Source organism: Rhizobium sp. P2_G9 (assembly GCF_056403475.1).
This window is the reverse complement of record NZ_JBFUFK010000048.1, coordinates 19,902-43,760: the sequence shown is the minus strand read 5'-3', so window position 1 is coordinate 43,760 and position 23,859 is coordinate 19,902. Positions and strand designations below refer to the sequence as shown.

General features: G+C 61.2%; 20 protein-coding genes and 1 pseudogene. 4 read left to right on the top strand and 17 right to left on the bottom strand.

The window, feature by feature from the left end; translation table 11 throughout:
• Window positions 1-101: 101 nt before the first annotated feature.
• The 4 genes from AC1DYF_RS31785 to AC1DYF_RS31770 all read right to left on the bottom strand — a co-directional run bounded on the left by AC1DYF_RS31785 (window position 102) and on the right by AC1DYF_RS31770 (window position 4,447).
• Window positions 102-1,145, bottom strand: coding sequence for an SIS domain-containing protein (locus AC1DYF_RS31785; protein WP_477881765.1), 1,044 nt, complete (start codon window positions 1,143-1,145; stop codon window positions 102-104).
• Between the two features lie 165 nt (window positions 1,146-1,310).
• Window positions 1,311-2,570, bottom strand: coding sequence for a glycerate kinase type-2 family protein (locus tag AC1DYF_RS31780; protein WP_477881763.1), 1,260 nt, complete (start codon window positions 2,568-2,570; stop codon window positions 1,311-1,313).
• Between the two features lie 3 nt (window positions 2,571-2,573).
• On the bottom strand, window positions 2,574-2,885 hold the full coding sequence (locus AC1DYF_RS31775) for a Dabb family protein (RefSeq protein ID WP_477881761.1): 312 nt from the start codon (window positions 2,883-2,885) through the stop codon (window positions 2,574-2,576).
• A 131-nt stretch (window positions 2,886-3,016) separates the two neighbouring features.
• Complete coding sequence (locus AC1DYF_RS31770; RefSeq protein WP_477881759.1) at window positions 3,017-4,447, bottom strand: aldehyde dehydrogenase family protein; 1,431 nt, start codon at window positions 4,445-4,447, stop codon at window positions 3,017-3,019.
• 304 nt (window positions 4,448-4,751) lie between these two features.
• Here AC1DYF_RS31770 and AC1DYF_RS31765 point away from each other — a divergent pair, with 304 nt between their 5' ends.
• Window positions 4,752-7,283, top strand: a complete 2,532-nt coding sequence (locus AC1DYF_RS31765) for a sensor domain-containing protein (protein WP_477881757.1) — start codon at window positions 4,752-4,754, stop codon at window positions 7,281-7,283.
• A gap of 50 nt (window positions 7,284-7,333) precedes the next feature.
• Here AC1DYF_RS31765 and AC1DYF_RS31760 read toward each other — a convergent pair whose 3' ends face one another.
• The 13 genes and pseudogenes from AC1DYF_RS31760 to AC1DYF_RS31700 all read right to left on the bottom strand — a co-directional run bounded on the left by AC1DYF_RS31760 (window position 7,334) and on the right by AC1DYF_RS31700 (window position 19,919).
• Window positions 7,334-7,981 carry a LysE family translocator gene (locus tag AC1DYF_RS31760; RefSeq protein ID WP_477881755.1) on the bottom strand — a complete coding sequence of 216 codons (648 nt, stop codon included), beginning with the start codon at window positions 7,979-7,981 and terminating at the stop codon, window positions 7,334-7,336.
• 110 nt (window positions 7,982-8,091) lie between these two features.
• On the bottom strand, window positions 8,092-9,519 hold the full coding sequence (locus AC1DYF_RS31755) for an aldehyde dehydrogenase family protein (RefSeq protein ID WP_477881753.1): 1,428 nt from the start codon (window positions 9,517-9,519) through the stop codon (window positions 8,092-8,094).
• Window positions 9,520-9,666: 147 nt separating this feature from the next.
• Window positions 9,667-10,746 carry an ABC transporter ATP-binding protein gene (locus AC1DYF_RS31750; RefSeq protein ID WP_477881752.1) on the bottom strand — a complete coding sequence of 360 codons (1,080 nt, stop codon included), beginning with the start codon at window positions 10,744-10,746 and terminating at the stop codon, window positions 9,667-9,669.
• Window positions 10,739-11,359: a helix-turn-helix domain-containing protein gene (locus AC1DYF_RS31745; RefSeq protein ID WP_477881750.1), complete on the bottom strand. Its 621-nt coding sequence runs from the start codon at window positions 11,357-11,359 to the stop codon at window positions 10,739-10,741. The genes AC1DYF_RS31750 and AC1DYF_RS31745 overlap by 8 nt, the downstream gene beginning before the upstream one ends.
• Window positions 11,360-11,433: 74 nt before the next feature.
• Window positions 11,434-12,492 carry an ABC transporter substrate-binding protein gene (locus AC1DYF_RS31740; RefSeq protein ID WP_477881748.1) on the bottom strand — a complete coding sequence of 353 codons (1,059 nt, stop codon included), beginning with the start codon at window positions 12,490-12,492 and terminating at the stop codon, window positions 11,434-11,436.
• A gap of 21 nt (window positions 12,493-12,513) precedes the next feature.
• Window positions 12,514-13,320 carry an ABC transporter permease gene (locus AC1DYF_RS31735; protein ID WP_477881746.1) on the bottom strand — a complete coding sequence of 269 codons (807 nt, stop codon included), beginning with the start codon at window positions 13,318-13,320 and terminating at the stop codon, window positions 12,514-12,516.
• Window positions 13,317-14,204 carry an ABC transporter permease gene (locus AC1DYF_RS31730; protein WP_477881744.1) on the bottom strand — a complete coding sequence of 296 codons (888 nt, stop codon included), beginning with the start codon at window positions 14,202-14,204 and terminating at the stop codon, window positions 13,317-13,319. Before AC1DYF_RS31730 ends, AC1DYF_RS31735 begins: the two co-directional genes overlap by 4 nt.
• 81 nt (window positions 14,205-14,285) lie before the next feature.
• Window positions 14,286-15,569: an NAD(P)/FAD-dependent oxidoreductase gene (locus AC1DYF_RS31725; protein WP_477881800.1), complete on the bottom strand. Its 1,284-nt coding sequence runs from the start codon at window positions 15,567-15,569 to the stop codon at window positions 14,286-14,288.
• 308 nt (window positions 15,570-15,877) lie between these two features.
• A pseudogene (locus AC1DYF_RS31720) lies at window positions 15,878-16,049 on the bottom strand (DUF3175 domain-containing protein); the annotation flags it as partial.
• 16 nt (window positions 16,050-16,065) lie between these two features.
• Window positions 16,066-17,226: an N-acetylglucosamine-6-phosphate deacetylase gene (gene nagA / locus AC1DYF_RS31715; RefSeq protein ID WP_477881742.1), complete on the bottom strand. Its 1,161-nt coding sequence runs from the start codon at window positions 17,224-17,226 to the stop codon at window positions 16,066-16,068.
• The gene (locus tag AC1DYF_RS31710; RefSeq protein ID WP_477881740.1) at window positions 17,223-18,245 is read right to left on the bottom strand and encodes an SIS domain-containing protein; all 1,023 of its coding nucleotides are present in this window, start codon (window positions 18,243-18,245) and stop codon (window positions 17,223-17,225) included. The genes nagA and AC1DYF_RS31710 overlap by 4 nt, the downstream gene beginning before the upstream one ends.
• Before the next feature lie 25 nt (window positions 18,246-18,270).
• Window positions 18,271-19,035 (bottom strand): GntR family transcriptional regulator, encoded by a 765-nt coding sequence (locus tag AC1DYF_RS31705; RefSeq protein WP_477881738.1) that lies wholly within the window; start codon window positions 19,033-19,035, stop codon window positions 18,271-18,273.
• Window positions 19,032-19,919, bottom strand: coding sequence for a glucosamine kinase nucleotide-binding domain-containing protein (locus tag AC1DYF_RS31700; protein WP_477881736.1), 888 nt, complete (start codon window positions 19,917-19,919; stop codon window positions 19,032-19,034). Before AC1DYF_RS31700 ends, AC1DYF_RS31705 begins: the two co-directional genes overlap by 4 nt.
• Before the next feature lie 210 nt (window positions 19,920-20,129).
• Here AC1DYF_RS31700 and AC1DYF_RS31695 point away from each other — a divergent pair, with 210 nt between their 5' ends.
• The 3 genes from AC1DYF_RS31695 to AC1DYF_RS31685 all read left to right on the top strand — a co-directional run bounded on the left by AC1DYF_RS31695 (window position 20,130) and on the right by AC1DYF_RS31685 (window position 23,857).
• The gene (locus AC1DYF_RS31695) at window positions 20,130-21,023 is read left to right on the top strand and encodes an N-acetylmuramic acid 6-phosphate etherase (RefSeq protein ID WP_477881734.1); all 894 of its coding nucleotides are present in this window, start codon (window positions 20,130-20,132) and stop codon (window positions 21,021-21,023) included.
• A gap of 177 nt (window positions 21,024-21,200) precedes the next feature.
• Window positions 21,201-22,466 carry an ABC transporter substrate-binding protein gene (locus AC1DYF_RS31690; RefSeq protein WP_477881732.1) on the top strand — a complete coding sequence of 422 codons (1,266 nt, stop codon included), beginning with the start codon at window positions 21,201-21,203 and terminating at the stop codon, window positions 22,464-22,466.
• 443 nt (window positions 22,467-22,909) lie between these two features.
• The gene (locus AC1DYF_RS31685; RefSeq protein WP_477881730.1) at window positions 22,910-23,857 is read left to right on the top strand and encodes a carbohydrate ABC transporter permease; all 948 of its coding nucleotides are present in this window, start codon (window positions 22,910-22,912) and stop codon (window positions 23,855-23,857) included.
• Window positions 23,858-23,859: the final 2 nt, after the last annotated feature.

The window sequence follows — 23,859 nt, the reverse complement described above, 5'->3', positions numbered from 1 at the left end:
ATGCATAATCCCGGAGCCGGCCGGACGGAAGTCCCAGCCGAAAAAATGTAAGGCTTTATTACGTTTGACGTGCCTTCGTGCGGTGGATCTTGGCCGCCTGTCTATTCGGCTGGGGTCAGGCCCGCCAGTCCCGTCTCGGTGCGGGTCACCTTCGAACCATAGCGGAATTCGCCCGGCGTAATGCCGCGGGCGCGCGCCGTGCGGATCGCGGCACGCTGGGCCGGGATGATCTCGACCAAAGGCGACAAGAGCGGCGACAGTGGCTTGTAGGACCAGTCGCGGCCAGGGCCGATCAGCCTGACCTGGCCGCCGGCGCGACGGATATCGGCGGCCAGCGCCAGATTGAGCTCCTCATCCCGATCCTTCGGGGCGAAGCCGATGGCGCGGAAATCCTGATCCATCACTTCGAGAGGACCGTGGCGGAAATTGCCGCCGCTCATCGGGATCGATGGCATGCGGGCCATTTCGTGGAACAGCAGGCCGGCAAAGCGAGCGGAGGCAATGGAAGGGCCGCGGCCATAGAAATAGACCGGGCCGGTCGTGCCGGGAAAATCGTCCTCATCCTGCATATGATCATTGACCAGTGCTTCCATGGTTGGAATGACCGGCTCGAAATCACTGCGTTCGCTGATCCCCGGCCGCTTGGAAAGCGCCATCAACACGGCGAGCGTGCCGAGATAGGTCTGCATCGCCACCATCGTGTCGCGCGGGCTGCCGACGATCAGCGGGTGGTGGGCGCGCTGCGCCAGCGAACCGGGCTCTTCATTGGTGACGCCGATGGTGACGGCGTTCAGGCCGATGACGGCGTCGAGCAATTGCACGGTCTCGATCGTCTCGCCGGATTGCGAGACCACGACGATCACGGCATTGCGGCACATCATCAGCCGGTGGCGAACGAGTTCGCCGGTTTCGATCAGGTTGGCGGAAATGCCGTGGGCGGACAGATGATAGGTTAGCGGCAGCGCCACATGATAGGACCCGCCCATGCCGGTAACAATCACCGGCCGGCCGCTCAACACCGTCGCGCGCGCTTCTTCGAGCTGCGATCGACCGGGACCGAACAGGCGATCGACGACAATACCCATCGACTTCGGCTGGTCGGCGAAGTCGTCTTCGACAGTTCTCGGGGTCTTCTGATTGGCCATTTTCGTTATCCCGTGCGCATGCTGACGGTAAAACGCACAACTCCGTCCGTTAACGGAGACTAACAGGAAAATTTCGGAAAAAAGAACTGACGCTCAAGCATAGCGCGTCTGCAAAAATGCGTGACTGGCCTCGCGTTTTGGGCAGCGTAGCTGTTTTGAGTGATGCTACCGGATCAAGATCGCCCTGAAATCATTGACATTCGTCCCCGTCGGCCCAGGAGCAAACAGATCGCCCACGGCATTGAACGCCGTCCAGGCATCGTTGTTGTTAAGCAGCTCCGACGGCTGCATCCCCGCCGCCACCAGCCTGGCGACGGTGGTACCGTCGGCGAATGCGCCGGCATTGTCCTCGCTGCCGTCGATACCGTCGGTGTCCGCCGCCATGGCCTGGATACCCGCATGACCAGCAATATCCAGCGCAAAAGCGAGCAGGAATTCGGAATTGCGTCCGCCCTTGCCCTTACCGCGCAGGGTCACGGTCGTCTCGCCGCCGGAAAGCAGCACTATGGGTTTTTGGAACGGTCGATTGCGATAGAGCACTTCGCGGGCGATCGCAGCATGGATTCGGCCTGCCTCGCGCGCCTCGCCCTCGATGGCATCGGACAGGATCGCCGCCTGGATGCCGGCCTTCTCCGCTTCAGCCGCCGCAGCTTCCAACGACACCGATGCGGAGGCGACGACATAATGGCTGTTGCGGGCAAAGGCTGGATCGGACGGCAATGGCGCGCCGGCCCGGCCGGAGGAAATGTGCCGGAGGATGGGTTCGGGAAGCTCGATGCGGTAGCGCTTGATCTCTGCCAACGCATCTTCCGGCGTCGACAGGTCCGGCACGGTCGGGCCGGAGGCGACATAGGCCGGATTGTCGCCGGGAATGTCGGAGACGATCAGGCTAACGACGCGGGCCGGATAAGCCTCCTTGGCAAGACGCCCGCCCTTGATACCAGAGACATGCTTGCGGATGGTATTCATCGCCGAGATCGGGGCTCCCGAGGCGAGCAAAGTCCTGTTGAGCGCGATTTCGTCGGCGAGCGAGAGGCCTTCCGGCGGCGACGGCAGCAGCGCCGAACCGCCGCCGGAGATAAGAGCAATCACCAGGTCGTCGGCCGTCAGCCCTTTGACCGTCTCGAACAGGCGGCGGGCGCCGATAATGCCGTTCTCGTCCGGCACCGGATGGGCGGATTCGAACACCTCGATCCGCTCGGTCCTGGCGCCATAGCCATAGCGGGTGACGACAAGACCTTCGAGCGGTCCGTCCCAGTGCTTTTCCAAGGCCGCCGCAAGCTGCGCCGCGCCTTTGCCGGCGCCGATGACAATGGTACGGCCTTTCGGCTTCTCGGGCAGGAAGGGCAGGATGGCGCGTTCGGGATCGGCGGCCTCGACCGCCTTGTTGAACAGCGTGGTGAGGAATGGTTTGGCGTCCAGCATCGTTTAGACCTTCATATCGAAGACGATGAGGCCGTCGACGCCACCTTCGGCATTGGCGACGAGCTTTCCGCCGGCCGCCTGGTGGGCCGGATCGACGAGATAGGCGTCACGCGCCGCCTCGTCGGCGAAATCAAACCAGAAACCGTCCTTGAAGCCATGGATGACAGGCTCTTCCGGCGAGACGTTCGGCCCGAAATGCGACCCGAGAATGCCGCCGAGATGACCCTTCAATGCCTCCAGTTCGGCATAATGCGCCGCCTTCGTTTCGGCGGTCACGCTGGATTTGAAGCGCAAAAGGACGATATGGCGAATCATGATCTGCCTCCCGGAAATCTGTCTCTGCCGATTCGCCCCATTCCGCGACGGCGGTCAAGCCGTCCCTGTGCGCAAAAAGAAAGGCGGGCCGAACTTCTTCGGCCCGCCTCGCAAATATCGGAGGTGTCAGATCAGGGCTGCGTATAAGCCGTCTTCACCGTGGTGAAGAACTCGTTGGCATATTTGCCCTGTTCGCGCGGACCGAAGGACGAACCCTTGCGGCCGCCGAACGGCACGTGGAAGTCGACGCCGGCAGTCGGCAAGTTGACCATGACCATGCCGGCTTCTGCATTGCGCTTGAAGTGGGTCGCATGCTTCAGGCTGGTCGTGGCAATGCCGGACGACAGGCCGAACGGCGTGTCATTCGCAGTCGCCAGCGCTTCCTCGTAATCCTTGACGCGGATGACGGAGATGACCGGCCCGAAAATCTCTTCGCGGCTGATGCGCATCTGGTTGGTGGCTTCTGTGAACATGGCCGGGGCCAGGTAATAACCGGGGGTTTCACGCTCGACACGTCCGCCGCCGACGAGCTTGGCGCCTTCCTGCTGGCCGATGGCGATATAGTCCTCGTCCTGCTTCAACTGGCTCGGATCGACCACCGGGCCGATATTCGTACCCTGCTTCAGCGCATTGTCGATCTTGAGGCCGCTCATGCGCTCCTCGACCGCCTTGACGAAACGGTCATGGATGCCTTCGGTGACGATCACGCGCGACGAGGCGGTGCAGCGCTGGCCGGTGGCAAAGAAGCCCGAATTGACGGCGGCTTCGACGGCGACGGTGAGATCGGCATCGTCGAGCACGACGAACGGGTTCTTGCCGCCCATTTCGAGCTGGAACTTGCGGTTATGCTCGATCGAAGCGAGCGCCACGCGCTTGCCTGTGGTCGTCGAGCCGGTGAAGGTCATGCCGGAAAGGTCGGGGCTGTCGAGCATGACCTGGCCGACGACCGAGCCCTTGCCCATGACCAGGTTGAGCACGCCCTTCGGCAGGCCGGCGCGATTGAGGATGTCGACGATCGCCCAGGCCGAGCCCGGCACGAGTTCGGCCGGCTTGAACACCACGGTGTTGCCGAAGGCCAGCGCCGGCGCGATTTTCCAGGCGGGAATGGCGATCGGGAAATTCCAAGGCGTGATGATGCCGATGACGCCAAGCGGGTCGCGGGTGATCTCGACGCCGATACCCGGACGCGCCGACGGAATGATTTCACCGGCCAGACGAAGGGTTTCGCCTGCAAAGAAATCGAAGATCTGGGCAGCGCGGATGACCTCGCCAGTGCCTTCCGGCAGGGTCTTGCCTTCCTCGCGCGACAGAAGTGCGCCGAGCTCGTCCTTGCGCGCCAGAATCTCGTCGGAGGTTTTCTTCAGGATCGCATGGCGTTCGAGAATGCCTGAGCGCGACCAGGCCGGGAAAGCTGCCTTCGCCGCTGCAATGGCATTCTTCATGTCCTCGGCGGTGCCGCGCGCATATTCGCCCACGACCTCATTGGTGTCCGATGGGTTGATGTTGGGAACGGCGTCGCCGCCCGTCCATTCGCCCGCGATGAGATTCTGGTGAAGTGCCATGTTTCCTGTCCCGTGATGATGTTTTGGAAGGCCGGCCGGACGGCCGGATGTGAGATATCCGAATTTTGCCGCTGGGGAAACCGATTAAGACGTGAGACGTCCTCGATCAAGAATTAATATGACTTTTTATTTATGGCATATACCAGTGATTTTCAACTGCGGCCAATCGCGAAATTTGAACGGGAGGCCATGGCCGCCTGGATGTCGAGGAAACGTCCGGACGAATGGCTGCCGTATGCGCAGGTTAATCGGAATTTAAGCCGATCGTTTTATACACTTTGCGAACATGTATGAGAGTAGAGATTTGGCGTCGCCGGGCAAGAAAAACAATGACATCGCAGTTGTCGCGCCCGGTGCCGATCATCCTCTCGTCGGCTCGATCCAGCACGCGCCTATGGGGGCGGTCCTGTTGTCGGAAGATTTCCGCATCGTCGCCGCCAATGATGCCTTCTCCAACCTGATGTCGGCCAAGCCCGGCGACGATCTGTTCTCGCACATCCATGCCGAGGACAGGGAGAGCCTGAGGTTCCACATCACCCGGCATCGGCTCTCGCAGCGCAATATTTCGAATATCGAAATCAGGATCATCGACCGGCAAGGCGCCGAACGCTGGACGCTCGCCAGCATTTCGCCCGGCGCAACCGAGCCCGCTTCGGCAATTATCCTCTGGCTTGTGGACGTCGATCAGCGCAAGCGCGAGGCGATGGAGCGGCGGAGATGGGAGGAGCGCTGGAACAGCGCGCTGGTTTCCTCGACGCTCGGCGTCTGGGATCACGATTTCAGGAATGGCACCATGTATTATTCGGATACGTGGAAGCTGATCCGCGGCATGCAACCGGACGAGGAAGTCCAGGCCGACACCGACGACTGGATTCTCTCCGTCCATCCCGACGACCGTGCCCACGTGCTCGAATGGATCCGCCGCCAGAACGAGGGCGAAGTCGCCTCGGCCGTGTTCGAATATCGCGAGAAGCGCAAGGACGGCACGTGGGTCTGGATCGAATGCCGTGGCTCCTGCGTCGAATGGGATGCCGATGGCAAGCCGTGCCGCATCGCCGGCACCGATCTCGATATCACCGACCGTAAGGCAACAGAGGCAATGCTTGCGCATATGCAGCGGCGGCTCGAACTGGCCCTGGAAGTAACCCAGATCGGCGTGTTCGAGGCCGATGTCGCCGCAGACACCGTGCTGCTCGACGACCGATTGCTGGCGATGATGGACATGGTTGGCGAACCGCATCTGCAAGGCGGTGGGGACTGGGTACACATCATCCATCCCGATGACCGCCGGCCGGCTCAGCAACAGATCGACGGCCATTTCGAAGCCAATGCCGCGTTCAGCAACCAGTTCCGCATCATCCGCAAGGATGGCAGCATCCGCCATATAAAGGCAAGGGCCGCTCCCTTCGAGGATGAAAGCGGCCATCAGAAATATATCGGCGCCAACTGGGACGTGACCGCCGACGTCACCATCCGCGAAGAGCTGGAGCGGGCGAAATTGCTCGCCGAGGCGCGCAACCGCGAGCTCGAAGCGACGCGCGCCAAAATCGAGCACAATGCGCTGCACGATTTCCTCACCGACCTGCCCAATCGCCGTTATCTCGACGAGAGGCTCGCCAAGCTTGGTTCTGGCGCGCATTCCGGGCTCGCCGTGCTGCATATCGATCTCGACCGCTTCAAGCAGATCAATGATACGTTGGGACATCAGGCCGGCGACTTCATGCTGCTGCATGCCGCCCGGGTGCTGCGTGAGAATACTGGCGACGGCGAGTTCGTCGCCCGTATCGGCGGCGACGAATTCGTCATCCTCACGGATTTCGGGGGCGACAGTGCCAGGCTGGCCGTTCTTGCCGATCGCATCATCGAGCAGATGCGCCAGCCGGTGCATTACGGCGGCATGGCCTGCCGCATCGGCGCCAGCATAGGCATTGCCTGCGATCCGCATGCCGAGATCGACGCCAAGCAATTGCTGCTCAATGCCGATATTGCCCTCTATCGCGCCAAGAGCCGCGGCCGCAACCGCCACGAATTCTTCTCGATCGACATCCAGCATCAGGTGATCAACAACAAGCGGGTATCGGACGAAATCCTCGCGGCGCTGGAACGCAGTGAATTCGTACCGTATTACCAACTGCAATTCTGCGCGCGCGATCTTTCCGTCGCCGGCGTCGAGACATTGGCGCGCTGGCAGCATCCGACAAAGGGCCTGCTGGCCCCCGACACCTTCCTCACCATTGCCGAGGATTTGGACGTGGTGGCGGCGATCGACGCGATGATCTTCGAGAAGGCGCATGTAGACTTCCTCGCCTGGCAGGGACTCGGCATCGAAATTCCGAAAGTCTCCGTTAATGTCTCGACGCGCCGGCTTTACGATCCCGATCTCGGCGACAAGCTTGCCAAGCTGCCGATCATGCCGGGCACGGTGTCCTTCGAACTCCTGGAATCGATTTTCCTCGATGATTGCGACGACACCGTCGCCGACAATCTCAAAACCATGCGCCGCATGGGCATCGGTATCGAGATCGACGATTTCGGCAGCGGCCACGCCTCGATCATCAGCCTGCTGAAGATCGGGCCAGGCACGCTGAAGATCGATCGCGAACTGGTCATGCCGATCATCGAGGCCAAGGAAAAGACCAGGCTCGTCGGCTCGATCATCGAGATCGGCAAGTCGCTGAACATCCGGGTCGTGGCCGAGGGTGTCGAGACCCCAGAGCATATCCGCATCCTGCAGAGACTCGGATGCGACGCATTGCAAGGCTATGCCCTGGCGCGGCCGATGCCGTTCGAGCGGATCGAGCCGTTCGTGCGCGAGGAGAAGTGGCGGCTGAAGTGATCTTCGCCGAGAGAAGCCCTTACTTGTCTGATCGGGACCCGGGCGTCATCTCAATGACGTGACGCATTGCCGGTCATGACAATTCTCAGCCCCAATGCCACCATGACACATCCGGTAAAGCGCTCTTGCCATACCAGCAGGCGAGGCCAGCGGCGGAGCCATTGCCCCACAGTCCCCGATGCCAGCGCGACCGACCCGAGCGAGAGGATGCCCGCAAGCTTCTGGATGGTCCCAAGGATGATCAACTGGCTCCAGACGGGACCGGCATGCGGAGAAATGAACTGCGGCAGGAAGGCGAACATGAAGAGAAGCGATTTGGGATTGGTGAGACTGTTGAGGCAGCCTTCCCGAACGGCAGCCCAATCCGACGACACGCCGGGAACGACTGTTCGCTCCTGTGGCGGCTTGCGGCTCGCCCACAGCATGCGAGCCCCGAGATAAAGCAGATAGAGCGCGCCTGCCCATTTTAGAACCAGCAGGCTGGCGGGATAGGCTTGCATCAGCGATGCAAGTCCGAGGACAAGAAGGCCGACCTGGATGACACCGGCCATGAACACCATGCCGACAACAGTCAGCAAGGCGATTTTGCGGCCTTGCCCAACACCGCGCGCCAGGACCAACATCATATCGGGGCCTGGGCTTATCTCCAGGAGGAACAATGCGGCGATAAACGTGAGAAGCGTGGTAAAGTCCAGCACTTATAGTTCGAGCTCACATGCGATTTGATTTGCCGCTCCTGGTCGTCAGACGAGGAGAAATCGGGAGCGAGCGCGGCGACCGTCGGGCCGCCGCCCCGCCTTGCTCTCATTTATTCGCCGTAGCCGACGATGCTCTTGATCTCCAAGAAGTCGTGGATACCGAAGTCGGCATATTCGCGGCCGTTGCCCGACTGCTTGTAGCCGCCGAAAGAGGAGAACACGTCCCAATCGGGATAGTTGATGTTGACCGTGCCGGCGCGCATTTCGGCGGCGACGGCGCGGGCGTGCTGGATGTTTTCCGACTGGATATAGGCGGCGAGGCCATAGACTGTGTCGTTGGCGATCTTGATCGCGTCGGCATCGTCTTCGTAGGACAGGACCGAAAGCACCGGCCCGAAAATCTCTTCGCGGGCGACGGTCATCTGCGGCGTCACATGGCCGAACACGGTCGGTCGGATGTAGTAGCCGCGGTTGAGGCCGTCCGGACGGCCGACGCCGCCGGCCACCACGGTCGCACCTTCGTCGATGCCGGCCTGGATCAGACGCTGGATCTTGTCATACTGCATCTGGCTGACGACCGGGCCGAGATCGGTGCCTTCGGCCTTCGGGTCGCCGGTCCTGAACTTTTCCGCTGCCACCTTGGCGATCTTCAGCGCCTCGTCATGGCGGGTGCGCGGCACCAGCATGCGGGTGGGCGCGTCGCAAGATTGTCCGGTATTGCCGAAGCAGCCTTCGACACCCTTGGTGACGGCGCTCTCCAGATCGGCATCTTCGAGGATGATGTTGGCTGATTTGCCGCCGAGTTCCTGCGCCACGCGCTTGACCGTGTCGGCGGCCGTCTTGGCGACGATGATGCCGGCGCGGGTCGAGCCGGTGAACGAGACCATGTCGACATCGGGATGGCCGGCCATGACCTGGCCGACATCCGGACCAGTGCCGTTGACCAGGTTGAAGACGCCCTTCGGCGTGCCCGCCGTTTCCATGACCTCGGCGAAGACGATGCCGCTGATCGGGGCGATTTCCGAAGGCTTGAGCACCACGGTGCAGCCGGCGGCGATCGCAGGCGCCACCTTGCAGACGATCTGGTTGAGCGGCCAGTTCCACGGCGTGATCAGCGCGCAGACGCCGATCGGCTCCTTGACCACCATGGTCGAGCCGCGCTGCTCGCTGAATTTATAGTTTTCGAAGGCGGCGATCGTCGCTTCCATATGCGCACGGCCAGCCCAGGCCTGGGCATCGCGGGCAAAGCCGATCGGTGCGCCCATTTCGTCGGAAACCGCCTGGGCAATATCCTCAAAGCGGTCGTTGTAGACTTCGAGGATGCGCTTGAGCAGCGCCAGGCGCTCGGCATGTGAGGTCTTGGAGAAGGTGGCGAAAGCGCGCTTGGCGGCGGCGACGGCCTTGTCGACATCGGCCTTCGTGCCGACGGCGATCTTCGTATAGGCTTCCTCGGTCGCCGGATTGATGACGTCGAGCGTCGCGGGCACGACCGGGTCGACCCAGGCGCCGTCGATATAGAATTTCAGATGATTGCTCATGCAATTGCTCCCGTTTGTTATAGCCCTGTTGTTCTTGTTCTAACCAGACTTTCGCCGGCAAGCCAACGAAAGTCTGGTTAGAACCCTTATGTTTTGCCGCAGGTTCTTGTCGGAAAACCGTGGAACACTTTTCCGGAACCTGCTTAGTCAGGCCGGCAGCAGCGGGCAAGAGGCGCCCGGCCTGAGGCCGATGTTGAGGATGGTGCCCGGACGGCAGGAGGCATTCTCGCCCTGGCGCGGCATATCGATGACGATTCCCGTCCCTGCGCCGATCTCGGAGTGAACACGCAACGTCTTGCCGTGAAAGACGACGCTTGTGACGCGGGCCGGTATCGTCGTCGGTCCAGCCCCGGAAGCGATCAGGTCTTCCGGCCGCACGCCGACCATGGCAGTCTGGCCCGTCAGAGGCGCCACGCCATCCTCCGCCGGAATGTCGATCCGCAGCCCATCGGCATCGAAACGCAGTTGTCCATCCGATAGGCCGATGAAGCGCGCCGAGAGGATATTCATCGTGCCGATGAAGCCGGCGACAAAACGCGTCTTCGGCCGATCGTAGAGTTCGGCCGGCGAGGCGGTCTGCTCGATCCGGCCCTTATTCATCACCACGATGCGGTCGGAGATCGACATCGCTTCGGTCTGATCATGCGTGACCATGACGAAGGTGGTGCCAAGGCTCGATTGCAGTCGCTTCAATTCCACCTGCATCTGTTCACGCAAGTGCGCATCGAGCGCCGAAAGCGGTTCGTCCAGCAGTAGCACGCGCGGTTCGCAGACGATGGCGCGCGCCAGCGCCACGCGCTGCCGCTGGCCGCCGGAGAGTTCGAGCACACGCGCCTTCACCTTGTCGGCGAGGCCCACCATGTCGAGCGCGGAGGCGACACGTTTGCGGCGCTCAGCCGTCGGCATTTTCCGCAGCGCCAGGCCGAATTCGATATTCTCCGACACATTCATGTGCGGGAACAGCGCATAGTCCTGGAAGACGGTGTTGACCGGCCGGTCATAGGGTCGAAGCGGCGTGATATCGTGGCCATCGAGCTTCAGTGCACCTGTCGTCGGGCTTTCAAAGCCGGCGATGACGCGGAGCGTCGTGGTCTTGCCGCAGCCGGAGGGGCCGAGCAGGCTCAGAAACTCGCCAGGCTGGATGTCCAGGTCGATGGAATCGAGACCGATGACGCCGCCGGGAAATTCCTTGCGGACGGCCGACAGCGTCAGCAATGGATCAGGCATTGTCGCGCACCTCGGAGGGCTTGGTCGTGTTGATCCAGAGGATTTCGGCGCGCACCCGGCCATTGTTGTTGAAACTGTGCAGAAGCGTGCTCTTGAAGGCGAAACTATCGCCCTGGCGCAAAGTATAGGCCGTACCGTCAATAGTGAGTTCGACCTCGCCGGTTAACACGTAGCCAAATTCGTGGCCGGCATGCGCATAGGCTCCCTCGGTATTACCGCCCGGTTCGACGGTAACGAGCATGCCGGTCAGCGCAGCACCCGGCGGCGACAACAACGCTTTGGCAATGCCCTCGATATGCATCGGCAGCGGCCGACGCAGATGGGCACGGACGCAATAGAGATCGGATGATGCCTCGTTGCCATCGCCGATCAGCGTTCCCGGCTCGACGCCGAGGGCGGCCGCCAGCGGCCAGATGACCTTCACACGCAGCGACGACAGCCCGCGTTCGATCTGGCTGAGCGCCCCGATCGAAATGCCTGCTTTGCCGGCCAGTTCGTTGAGCGACAGATTGCGCTCCAGCCGCAATGCCCGCACCCGACGGCCGACCAGCACGTCAGCCTCGTTGCCGTCGCGTCCCGACTTCTCGACCAGTTCGTCCAATTGCTCACCCATCCGTCTATTTCCCGATCATCTTCGAAGCCGCGCAATAGCTATACCTCCGCGGCTTCGAAGCCGAAAGCCTGCGATCAACCGCCGGCCTTCACCTTTTCGAACATCTTGGCGATGTCGTCGTTCTGCTTCATCGGGCCGGTGAAGATCGTCGACTTCAGCATCACGTCCGGATCGGCGGGAAGCTGCAGATTGTCGAGATCGGCTTTCGGCACCTGGTCGAAGGCGGTCTTGGTCGAGGCGCCGTAGCCATAGTTCTCGATCAGGTATTTGCCCGAATCGGCTTCCAGCCGGCTGTTGATGAAATCATAGGCCAGATCGACATTCTTGGAATCCTTGAGCAGCACATAGCCGCAGGTCCAGGTCAGCATGCCTTCCTTCGGCTTCATGAATTCGACCGGCACGCCCTTCTTCTTCAGCGCGACGGCAGAGGCATTCCAGGTCATCGCCGCCACCAGTTCGCCCGAAGCCAGCGATTGTTCGACCGAGGTCATGTCGGTTGTGTAGGCGCTGAGCAGCGGCCGCTGTTCGCGCAGTTTGTCGGCAACCTTGTCGAGATCGGCCGAGCTCATGTCGAACGGATTGACGTGTGCCAGCAGCGCCGCGACGATCGGCGTGTCATGCACAGCGTCGATCGTCGCCATGCGGCCGGCATATTGCTTGTCCCAGAGCAGGTTCCAGCTTTGCTCGGGATTCTTCACCAGGTCGGTGCGATAGAGGATCGAAGTATTGCCCCAGTCCCACGGCACCATCCAGACCTTGCCGTCGCCGGCCTGGATGTCCGGCAGATTGCGGAAGGTCGGGAAGATATTGTTCCAGTTCTTGATGCGCTTGGTATCGATCGGCTGCAGCAGGCCTTCCTTGTTCCAGCGTGCCACCTTGTCGTAGCAGGGATGGGCGAGATCCGGACGGAAGCCGGCCTTCACTTTCGTGAAAGCATCGTCATCGTCGCCGAACATCGAATATTCGACGGCATCGGGGTGTGCTGCGAGGAAGCTCTTGGAAAAGTCAGGCAGCTCATAGCCGGACCAGGTGAAGTATTTGAGCTTGCCGTCGGCGAGCGCCTGCCCGCCGATCGAGACCAGTGCGGCAGCCAGGAGGGCCAGTCCTGTCTTGGCCAGGAATTTGCGTTTCATGTTCATTCTCCTCTCGGTGGTTTATCGTTTTTGATTGGTAAGCCCACGGTGACGCAACAGTTCTGCGGTACCCGCGATAATGATGCTGACGGCGAGGATGGAACTGCCGAGCGCCATGACGATCGGCAGCGATTTCGGGAAGCGCAACTGGCTCCAGATATAGAGCGGCAGCGTCTGCTCGGTGCCAGCCAGGAAAAAGGCGATGATGAATTCGTCGAAGCTGGTGAGGAAGGCCAGCATGAAGGCCGAGCCGACGGCCGGCAGGCTGAGCGGCAGCATGATCTTCCAGAAGACATGGAACTCATGCGCGCCAAGATCCTCCGCTGCTTCCGGAATACTGCGCGGAATGCCGGCAAAGCGGCCGCGCATGATCACCACTGTCGTCGGCAGCCCCGCCAGCACATGGCCAGCGATGATCGCTGTCCGCGATGGGCCGAGGCCGGCAAGATTGACGAGAATGAGCAGCGCGATACCGATGATCACGCCAGGGATGAGGATCGGCAGCCGCGCGATCCCGGAGATGGCCAGCGCCGCCCGCGACTGACCGAAAACATCCATATAGGCGATGGTGATCCCGCAAAGCGTGGCGATCGAGGCCGCCGAAAGGCCCACTTCGAGACTGGTGATCAGCGCGTCGCGCAGCGCCTCATTGTCGGCCAGCGAACGATACCATTCGAGCGTAAAACCCTGCAGCGGGAATGCCGCCTGAATGGAATTGTTGAACGAGAAAAGCGGGATCAGCGAGACCGGCAGATAAAGGAAGACGAGATAGGCGAGCACGTAAAGGCTCAGCCAGTTTCGTCCTGCCCGGAGTGCCATCGCCCTCATGTGCGGCTCCCGAATTTTCTGTCGAAGAAGCGGACGACCAGGATCAGCACCAGGATCAGCAGCATGACCGACACGGCAAGCGCTGCGCCGAACGGCCAGTCATTGGCCTTGCCGAATTGCGCCTGGATCAGCGAGCCGATCATCGTGCTCGCCGGGCCGCCGACCAAAGCCGGCGTCACATAGTCGCCCACCGTCGGCACGAAGACCACCAGCGCGCCGGCCAGCACGCCCGGCGTCGAATAGGGCAGGATCACCTTGCGGAATGTCGCGAAAGGGCGCGCGCCGAGGTCCGCCGCCGCCTCGGCCAGCGATCGCGGCATGGTCTCCAGCGCCACATAGATCGGCAGGATTGCAAAAGGCGCATAAGCATGCGCCAGCGTCACCACCACGGCCGCGGGTGTGTTGAGGAAGGCCAGCGAAGGCTCGCGCAAAATACCCGTCCCCAGAAGGAAAGAATTCAGCACGCCGTTATAGGCAAGCACGATCTTCCAGGCAAAGACGCGCAGGAGATAGCTTGTCCAGAAGGGCAGGGTAACGAGGAAAAGGATAAGGCTGCGATGCCGGCCGGCACGGAAGGCCAGATAATAAGCCACCGGATAGGCGGTCACCACTGTGGCGAGCGTGACCAGGCCGGCGATCGTCACGGAGCGCACCGCCACCATCGCATAAAGCGGATCCGTGACGATCGAGACGAAATTCTCCAGTGAAAAGCCAGCGCCGGTCAGCGAACCGTCATTGCTGCGAAAGCCGAGGAAGACGACCAAGGCCAGTGCGAAGAGAACGAGGACGAACGTCACCAGTCCGCCCGGCAGCATCATGCCGATCCGGAAGGCGGCTGCTGAACCGCTTTTCACACTCGGCTGGGTCTGGGCGATCTCCGTCATGGGACCGTTTTCTGAAAAATGAAATAAATCCTATAATTTTCATTTTTCGGAGACTGTCAAGAAAATTTCATGGGGTCTCAGTCACTGCTCGATCGCATCCAGCGTTCGATACCAGGCGATCAGCGCGCCGACGCCGATACGGCGGAACATGTGGAACGGGATCGGTTTGATCGCCGTGATCGGAAAGGGCAGCGCGTCTGGATCGCCGTTTGCGAGATAGTCGACGACATGTCTTGCCGCCGAGGTCATCAGGCCGATGCCGCGGCCCTGGCAGCCGACAAGCGTGACGAGGCCCTTTTCCGGCTCGTGGAAATGCGGCAGATGATCCGGTGTCATGGCGACGCGGCCATACCAGCGCTTGTCGATCCGGATATCGGACAGAAGCGGGAAGAGCCGGATCATGGCGCGTTCGAGATGCCCCCAGTCGTCCGTATGGCTTGGCGTGCCCATCGGGCCGCGGCCGCCAAGGATCAGTCGATCATCGGCAGTACGGCGATAATAAACCAGAATGCGCCGGGAATCGGAGACCGCCTGCCGCTCCGGCAGGATGTCGCGGCTGGTGCGCTCCGGCAGCGGTTCGGTGGCGATCTGGAACGATTGCAGTGCCACGAGACTCTGCGCCAGGCCGGGAATGAGGCCGCTCGAATAAGCATTGGTCGCCAGGATCACCTTGCGGGCACGGATCGACTTGCCGTTGGCCAGCGAGACGATCCAGCCGCCCGTCCCCTTTTCCATCCGGATACACTGGGTGTTCTCTGAAATTCTTGCCCCGGCCTCGGTGGCGATCCGCGCCAATTCGAAGACGAATGCGAGGGGATTGATGCCGCCCGCGCGCCGATCGAGAAAGCCGCCGTGATAATTGGCTGTGCCGATGAGTTTCTCTATGCGGTTGGCGTCGAGCATTTCGACATCGGCGCCGCGCGCAGCCCATTGCCGGTGGCGGGTTGCGGCAGCTTCCATTGCGGCCTCGGTATGGCACGCCTGAATCCAGCCATTGCGATTGTGTGGCACATCCAGATTCTCGTCACGGATGAGATCGAACACCGCATCCGCCGTGCCTGCGGCAAATTGAATCAGGGCCTCGCCGCGAGCACTGCCGAAATGTTCGAGCAGCCATTCCGGATCGTATTTCAGGCCGGGGATCACTTGTCCGCCATTCAGCCCGCTTGCCCCTTCGCCGATTCGCGCGGCCTCGACGACATGCACGTCCAAGCCACGCCGCGCCGCATGCAGGGCGGAGGTCAGGCCCATGAAACCCGCGCCGATCACAACAATATCGACATTCTCATTGTCTTGGATCGGCGCGCGATAGTCGCTGCGATGGGCTTGTGTCACCCATACAGGCTCTGAAAAGGCCGCCATGATCCAAACTTCTCCGCCAGAAGTGAAACCCCATGGAACTGATAGGAGAATTTCACAAAGCTGAAAAGAATATTTCGACGGCGGAGGTTTCTAATTCCTCACGCGTCACACATCTTGCGTTGCAGTATTGCGCGACTTTCCCGCCTCAGCGATTTGTCGTTTTCAATTCTTGATGGGTGCGATTCAACCCTTGTTTTGTCGTACGGAATGGTACCGCGCGTTGTATTTGGCGCAGGAAGCGGAACATTTCCTTATATGTCGATACATAAACGGCTGGCTGACAAGGGCGAATGACCGGTGTGCCGCGGCGCTTACCCTTGCTTCTCCTTGCCGAACGCTTTGCGCAACTCGTCCTTGGCCTCCTCAAGCACGCGTTTCTGCCCCTCGGGCAGGTTCTTGCCGGCACGGGTTGATATAGAGGGTCAGCATCGACATGGCCGAGCGGAAGGGACTCGATTTACGGCGATCCGACGCCTCGGCGGCGCCGCCGAGCCGCGGCTTACGCCTCGAACACCCGCTCCCCGCCGATCCAGGTGCCCTTCATCCGATAGTCCTCGGTCAGCACCACGAAATCCGCATCGAATCCCGACTGAAGCCGCCCTTTGCGACCTGCCACGCCCATCGCCTCGGCCGGGTTGATGCTTGCCATCCGCACGGCCTCCTCGAACGGCAGGCCGAGTTCGCGATGCACGAACAGCACAGACGACAGCATGTCGATATCGGCACCCGCCAGCGTGCCGTCTGCCAGCGTCAGCCGGCCGTCCTTGCGGAAAATCTGCCGTCCATTCAGCATGAAGCCGGGCAGGTCCGTGCCGATGGTCGACATGGCGTCGGTAACGATAAAAATCTTGCCTGGTCCCTGCTTGGCGTTGATCGCAATGTTCATCGCGGCTGGATGGACGTGGAAACCATCGGCGATCAGGCCGCAGGAAAGCGCGCCGAGATTGATCGCCGCGCCCACCAGCCCGGGAGTCCGGTTTTCCAGTGGGCTCATGGCATTGAAAAGATGCGTCGCGGTCTTTGCGCCCGCGGCGACATAGTGCTCGGCGGTTTCATAAGACGCGTTGGTATGGCCCAGGCTGACGACGAAACCGGCATCCACAAGCTGCCGCACCTGGTCTTCCGTCGTGTTCTCAGGCGCCACCGTCGTCATGATCGCGTCGAACACGCCTCTGAGCGCCAAGAGATTGTCGAGGTCGGCCTGTTCCATTGGTCGAATCAGGCCCGGGTGATGCGTGCCCTTGCGCGCCACGGAAAGATGCGGGCCTTCGAGATGCAGGCCGAGAAAGCCCGGCACATTCCGTGCCTTCGCCTCACGGCCAGCCGCAATTGCTGCAGCAGTGATCTCGCGCGTGTCGGTGATCAGCGTCGCCAGCAGTGCCGTGGTGCCGAATTGGGCATGCGAGGAGCAAATCTGGGTAATGCCTTCGACGGTTTGCTCGTCGTTGAGCATGACGCCGCCGCCGCCATTGACCTGGAGGTCGATGAAGCCGGGAACCACGACCGAGCCCTTGCAGTCGATCTGCTGTATTCCCGCAGGTGTTTCGTTAGCCGGCGAAATAGCTTTGATTCGGCCGTCCTCGACCAGCAGGGCACTATCGTCGTGCCAGACATCGCCGTCGAAAATCCGGGCATGGGTGAGGGCGAGATACGTGCTCATCGCGTCTCCGTGACTTTCTTGAGGGCGGCCGGGGCGTCGGGGTTAAAGCCGCGGGCGCGCGACCAGGCTTCGACGAAGCCGTAGAAGGGAACGATCAGCGCCAGCGCATCGGTCAGCGGATGGCCCGTTTCGACGAAGGGCAGGCGACGCGCCGAGGACGCGCCGTCGGCGGTGATGAAGGCGAGCGCACCCTTGGCAGCGAGGCCATCCGCTGTCTCACGTACCGAGGGTAGCGCGGCGTCGCGGGCGGCGAAGGTGACGACCGGAAAGCGCCGGCCGACCAAGGCCACCGGCCCATGCAGCACTTCGGCGCTGGAATAGGCCTCGGCATGCATTTCGGAAGTTTCCTTGAATTTCAGCGCCGCCTCGCCGGCGATGGCAAAGGATGGGCCGCGGCCGAGCATGTAGAGCGATTCGGCATCGCCGAGTTCGTCCATCAATTCCTGCCAGGAGAGCGTGGTAGCTTTGCGAAGGCTTTCCGGCAGCCCGGCGATCGAGGTTTGCAGGGCCGTGTCGCCAGTCCATTCACCGAGAATCGCGAGACCGGCAAGCACGGAATTGAAGAATGATTTGGTTGCTGCGACCGCCAGTTCCGGGCCGGCCTTGATGTCGATCGGATGGGCCGAAGCGTCGGAGAGCGGCGAGGGAAGGGTATTGGTGAGCGAAATGGTCAGTGCGCCGGATTGCGTTGCCGACTGCGCCAGAGCGACGATGTCCGGGCTCTTGCCGGATTGCGAGATCGAGATCGCCGCTGCAGTATTCAGCTTCAGCGATCTGCCATAGATCGAGGCGAGCGATGGCCCGATCGAAGCGACGGCGCGGCCGGCCGTCTGCTCGATGGCATATTTGAGAAAATGTGCCGCATGGTCGGAAGAGCCGCGGGCAATGGTGATCAGGAAGGCGGGATCCTTGACCTTCAGTGCCTGGCCGGCCTCCTTCAGCGCGCTGGCCGATTGGCTGATCAGCCGTGCTGCGGCTTCCGGTATTTCATCGATTTCCTGGCGCATATGCGTCGACATGGGGGATTCTCTCTGTTGGCTGTGGTCAGGCGTCCACAAGCGTCATTTCTGCAACGAAATCATAGGCGTCGCCGCGATAGAGCGAGCGGGTGACTTCCACCACGCGCCCCGAGGCGAGATAGGAGACGCGCTCGATCGCCAGCCCCGCTGAGCCGATCGGCACGGCAAGCAGCGCGGCTTCCTCCTTGCCGACATTGGTCGCCGAGATACGCTGCACGGCGCGCACCGGCCGATGGCCCGTGCGGTGCAATTCCGCATAGAGCGAGGTTTCGACCGACTTCGGGTCGGGCAGCACGTCGGCCGGCAGGCTGGCACGCTCGATGGCGAGCGGCAGTTCATTGGCAATGCGCAGGCGGTCGAGCCGCGCCACCATGATGCCGACCTTGAGGCCGAGCTTCATCATCTCGTCGGGCGAGGGGGTGAACAGGCCGCGCACCAGCCATTCCGAATGGGTGGTATAGCCGCGCCGCGCMATGTCTTCGGTGAAYGAGGTGAGATGCGACAGCGGCTGCTGCAGCTTCGACACCGGCTGCATCACGAACGTGCCGGAGCCATGCTTGCGCATCAGCAACCCGTCCTTGACGAGATCGTCGACGGCCTTGCGCACGGTCACGCGGCTGACATTGGCGAATTCGGCGAGGTCGCGCTCCGGCGGCAATGCCTGGCCATGGCTGAGCTTGCCGGTGCGGATCGCGTCTTCCAGGCTCTGCCGGAGCTTGATGTAAAGCGGGCCGGAACCGACATTCTGCAATTCGTCCGGCGACAGGATGGCGGAAAGCGCGTCACTCATTCGGCAACCTCGCGTCGGTCGGAGAAAGCGGCGCGGGCAAGCGCGATCGCGCCGGTAAGCGCATCGGCAACCGGTTGGACAAGCCGTTCGCGATGCCGCTCCGCCAGGAAAGACGGATAAAGCCCGGCCAGTCCGCCCAGCAGGCAGAGCCTGCCGCCGCTGGTCAGTTGCGCCACCCTGTCGAGCGAGGCATCGATGTCCGCACCTGCTTGCCGCAGGATACGCATGGCGGTCTGGTCGCCGGTCGAGGCGAATTCGAACACGCGCGGTGCGAATCGGCCGAAATCACCTGGCTTGGCGCTCTGCGAGAAGGCGACCATTTTCGATGCATCATTGTTGAATTCTTCAAGCAGGCTCGTCGTGAGCGGCGTCTTTTCGATAATGCCGTCATAGGCGAGCAGGCTCTCGGCGAGCGCGCTCTGCCCCAGCTTGCCGCCGCTGCCCTGGTCGCCGAGATGAAAACCCCAGCCGCCGATCGAGAAGACACGATTGCCCTTGCGGGCGATATAGATCGTGCCGGTGCCGAGAATCGCAATCGCGCCATCACCGTCGCCGAGCGCGCCCTGCAGCGCGATCAGCCCGTCCGATTCGATGATCGAATGCGCAAATGGCAGGCGCGGAACGATGTAGGAGACGGTGTTTTCGGCATTGTTGCCGGCAAGGCCGAGAAAGGCGTCGGCGGTGCGCACGAAATCTTCGCTGAGTCCCGCATCGGCAAAAGCGGCGCGGGCCGCCTTGGCGATATTGATGAGCGCGGCGTCCGGTGCGGTCATGATATTGGCATAGCCGGACTTGCCGCGGCCAAGGATATTGCCCTGGCGATCCGCCACGGCCGCGCGGCAACTCGTGCCCCCTCCATCGATGCCAATCAGATATTGCTGCATGAAAATGCCTCCTGAAACTGATGATACCAAAAAAATACCAATATCCAAGCGCCAAACGTAAACTTTTCGATAAAAAACTTTATTTGTGTAGAAACAATGGTTTAATGCGCGCCACATGGAGGCGGTATCACAAAAAATTAATGAAAAAGCAATTTCCTCTGGACAATTGGTATTTTTTTGGTTTTAAATTGCTGCAGAGGAGATTTCCACATGGGATCACGCGGAACAGAGGCATCGAACGAAAAGGCGAAGGGGCTCGACACATTGTCGTCGGCCGAAATCCTTCGGCTTTTGGGTTCTGCCCAGCAGGAGGCGGCGCATGCCGTCGACGCCGCCCATGATGCGATTGCTAAAGGGGCGGCCCTTGCAGCCAATACGATTTCGGCCGGCGGCAAGCTGGTCTATGCCGGCGCCGGCAGTTCCGGCCTGATGGCCATGGCCGATGCGCTCGAGCTTCCCGGCACCTATGGTATTGCCAATGACCGGATCGTCATCCTGCTTGCCGGCGGTGTCGCCGACCTGCTCGATCTCAAGGGATCGCCGGAGGACAATGTCGATCAGGCGCGGGCGGATGCCGAGCGCGTGATTGGGGCCGGAGACTGCGTTATTTCGATTTCCGCCAGCGGTTCGACGCCTTACGCACTTGCCGTCGCCGAGGTGGCCAAGGCCAGGGGCGCGAAGGTCATCGCGATTGCCAACAATGCCGGCGCAAAGCTGTTCGCCGGCGCCGATGTGGCGATCCTGCTCGCAACGCCGCCGGAAATGGTTTCCGGTTCCACCCGCATGGGTGCCGGCACGGCGCAGAAGATCGCGCTCAACATGTTCTCGACGCTGATGGCGATCCGGCTCGGCCATGTGCATGACGGCCATATGGTCAATCTCAGGGCCGACAATATCAAGCTCAAGAGCCGTGCGGCCCGTATCGTCTCGGAAATATCCGGCGTGGAAATTCCCGAAGCCGGGCGGCTTGTCGATGTAGCCCACGGCTCCGTGAAGGCGGCGATCCTGCTGGCGGCGGGCGCCGGAGACAGAAATTCGGCTGAAACCATGCTTCGGGAAAGCGGCCAGAATGTCCGGCGCGCGCTCGGCATGATCGGCAGATAGCGCATGTCGTCCGAGGCCGAGAGCCGGTTTCGGGATGACGACAGGCGTGATGCGAAAGACTATCGCCGGCCCGGTTGGGGCGGCGACGCGTGAAAACAGGGATCTGGGACAGAAATGCCCCAGGCAAATGACAGTTGATGGACGCCATGGTGGCGTCACACCAAGAGGGAGAACAAAATGACCCGTAATCTCATTACCAGCCTGCTTTTGGGCACGAGCCTCGTCTGCTATGCCGGCATTGCATCTGCAGAGGACGTGACGCTGACCATCGAAAGCTGGCGCGGCGACGATCTGGCCATCTGGAAAGACAAGATCATCCCGGCTTTCGAAGCCAAGAATCCGGGCATCAAGGTCGTCTTCTCGCCGACCGCGCCGACTGAATATAACGCTGCCTTGAACGCCAAGCTCGATGCGAAGTCGGCCGGCGACCTCATCACCTGCCGCCCGTTTGACGCTTCGCTCGAACTCTACAAGAAGAAGCAATTGGCCGACGTGACCAAGCTGCCGGGTATGGAAAACTTCGACAATGTCGCCAAGTCCGCCTGGACGACCGATGATGGCTCGGCCAGCTTCTGCGTGCCGATGGCGTCCGTTATCCACGGCTTCATCTACAACAAGGACGCTTTCGCAAAGCTCGGCATTTCCGTGCCGACAACAACCGCCGAATTCTATGCCGCGCTTGATAAGATCAAGGCTGACGGCACCTATACCCCGATGGCCATGGGCACGAAGGACCTCTGGGAAGCCGCCACCATGGGCTACCAGAATATCGGCCCGAACTACTGGAAGGGCGAAGAAGGCCGCGTGGCGCTGATCAAGGGCACCCAGAAGCTCACTGATGAGCAATGGGTCAAGCCTTATGAAGAGCTCGCCAAGTGGAAGCCCTATCTCGGCGACGGCTTCGAAGCCCAGACCTATTCGGACAGCCAGAATCTGTTCGAGCTTGGCCGCGCGGCAATCTATCCGGCTGGCTCGTGGGAGATTTCGGGCTTTAATGCGCAGATCAAGGACACTTTCAAGATGGGTGCCTTCCCGCCGCCGGTCGAGAAGGCCGGTGACCCCTGCTACATTTCCGACCATACCGATATCGGCATGGGCGAAAATGCCAACACGGCGCACAAGGCTGAAACGGAGAAGTTCCTCAGCTGGGTCGCTTCGCCGGAATTCGCCGAAATCTACGCCAACGCGCTGCCGGGCTTCTTCAGCCTCAACAAGAACCCCGTGAAGATGTCCGATCCGCTCGCCCAGGAATTCGTCTCCTGGCGCGGCAAGTGCAAGTCGACGATCCGCTCGACCTACCAGATCCTGTCGCGCGGCACTCCGAACCTCGAAAACGACACCTGGACCGCATCGGCCAACGTCATCAACGGCACCGAAACGCCGAAGGATGCTGCTGACAAGCTGCAGAAGGGTCTCGACAGCTGGTACAAGCCGGCGAAGTAAGGGTGACATCGGCCCTGCCCCAACGAGGGGCGGGGCTATTCATACGAACGGAATCTCGATGGAGGCTCATGATCGGCTTCGAAGAGGAGCATCGATCATGGGCCCCTCATCTGCAATTTCTATCGTTTAGCTGTTGCGCACAACCTCGAAGGTGTCGTGCCGTTTGTGGGCGCAACAGCTAAGCCGATGAAATTGCTTCTTCTCCCACAAGGGGAGAAGAAGAGATGGGCGAGGCGCCGCCGCGGGTTGCCTCTCCCCTTGTGGGAGAGGAAGCAAAATCAAGGCGTTAGGAAATGCGCACTGGACGTTGCCACGCCAGCGAGGGTGCGCGCATTTTCTAACCCTTAGATTTTGCAGGTGAGGGGCTCATACGGCATGCTGATCTGACGCAGCTTTCAGCAACCCCTTGTAAAACTGACGATATCTACAAACAAGGCCACTCCATGACCAGCGACGATCCGTCAATTCCCCTGGGCGCTATCCGCCGACCCTTCCGATGGCATATTATTGTCTTCATGCTGCCGGCCTTCCTGGTCTACACCGCGGTGATGATCATCCCGCTCGGCGGAACGCTCTGGCTGTCGCTCTATAACGAGGTCGACAATGTCAGGCACTTCGTCGGTTTGGACAATTTCAAAAAGCTGTTCGGCGATCCCAATTGGTCGATCGGCTTCTGGAATGCATTGAAAAACAATACCATCTTCTTCTGTATCCACATGCTGGTGCAGAATCCGATCGGCGTCATACTGGCGGCGATCCTCTCCATCCCCAAGCTGCGCTTTACCACCTTCTACCGCACCGCCATCTTCCTACCGACGCTGCTCTCCTTCGTCATCGTCGGTTTCATCTGGAAGCTCATCCTGTCGCCGATCTGGGGCGTGGCGCCTGATCTCCTGAGCTATGTCCACCTGAAATGGCTGTTCGGCCCCTGGCTCGGCAGGCCGAATACGGCGCTCGTCACAGTGTCGCTGATCTCGGTCTGGCAATATGTCGGCATTCCGATGATGTTGATCTATGCTGCCTTGCTCAACATCCCCGACGAAGTGCTGGAAGCGGCCGAAATGGACGGCATCACCGGCTGGAGCCAGTTCTGGAAGATCAAGCTGCCGCTGGTGCTGCCGGCGATCGGCATCATCTCGATCCTGACCTTCGTCGGCAATTTCAACGCCTTCGACCTGGTCTACACCGTGCAGGGCGCGCTTGCCGGTCCGGACGGATCGACCGACATCCTGGGCACGCTGCTCTACCGCACCTTCTTCGGCTTCCAGCTACAGCTTGGCAACCATTCGATGGGCGCGACGATCGCGACGGTGATGTTCCTGATCATCCTTGCCGGCGTGTGCTTCTATCTGTTCGCCGTCCAGCGTCGCATGCGCCGCTACCAGTTCTGAGG

Excerpts from the sequence above, each read along its gene's own strand:
- nagA (WP_477881742.1), bottom strand. The coding sequence starts at position 17,226 with ATGAGCACGTATCTCGCCCTCACCCATGCCCGGATTTTCGACGGCGAT.
- AC1DYF_RS31690 (WP_477881732.1), top strand. The coding sequence starts at position 21,201 with ATGACCCGTAATCTCATTACCAGCCTGCTTTTGGGCACGAGCCTCGTC.
- AC1DYF_RS31780 (WP_477881763.1), bottom strand. The coding sequence starts at position 2,570 with ATGCTGGACGCCAAACCATTCCTCACCACGCTGTTCAACAAGGCGGTC.
- AC1DYF_RS31695 (WP_477881734.1), top strand. The coding sequence starts at position 20,130 with ATGGGATCACGCGGAACAGAGGCATCGAACGAAAAGGCGAAGGGGCTC.
- AC1DYF_RS31700 (WP_477881736.1), bottom strand. The coding sequence starts at position 19,919 with ATGCAGCAATATCTGATTGGCATCGATGGAGGGGGCACGAGTTGCCGC.
- AC1DYF_RS31785 (WP_477881765.1), bottom strand. The coding sequence starts at position 1,145 with ATGGCCAATCAGAAGACCCCGAGAACTGTCGAAGACGACTTCGCCGAC.
- AC1DYF_RS31750 (WP_477881752.1), bottom strand. The coding sequence starts at position 10,746 with ATGCCTGATCCATTGCTGACGCTGTCGGCCGTCCGCAAGGAATTTCCC.
- AC1DYF_RS31770 (WP_477881759.1), bottom strand. The coding sequence starts at position 4,447 with ATGGCACTTCACCAGAATCTCATCGCGGGCGAATGGACGGGCGGCGAC.
- AC1DYF_RS31735 (WP_477881746.1), bottom strand. The coding sequence starts at position 13,320 with ATGAGGGCGATGGCACTCCGGGCAGGACGAAACTGGCTGAGCCTTTAC.
- AC1DYF_RS31755 (WP_477881753.1), bottom strand. The coding sequence starts at position 9,519 with ATGAGCAATCATCTGAAATTCTATATCGACGGCGCCTGGGTCGACCCG.
- AC1DYF_RS31775 (WP_477881761.1), bottom strand. The coding sequence starts at position 2,885 with ATGATTCGCCATATCGTCCTTTTGCGCTTCAAATCCAGCGTGACCGCC.
- AC1DYF_RS31730 (WP_477881744.1), bottom strand. The coding sequence starts at position 14,204 with ATGACGGAGATCGCCCAGACCCAGCCGAGTGTGAAAAGCGGTTCAGCA.
- AC1DYF_RS31740 (WP_477881748.1), bottom strand. The coding sequence starts at position 12,492 with ATGAAACGCAAATTCCTGGCCAAGACAGGACTGGCCCTCCTGGCTGCC.
- AC1DYF_RS31745 (WP_477881750.1), bottom strand. The coding sequence starts at position 11,359 with ATGGGTGAGCAATTGGACGAACTGGTCGAGAAGTCGGGACGCGACGGC.
- AC1DYF_RS31710 (WP_477881740.1), bottom strand. The coding sequence starts at position 18,245 with ATGTCGACGCATATGCGCCAGGAAATCGATGAAATACCGGAAGCCGCA.
- AC1DYF_RS31685 (WP_477881730.1), top strand. The coding sequence starts at position 22,910 with ATGACCAGCGACGATCCGTCAATTCCCCTGGGCGCTATCCGCCGACCC.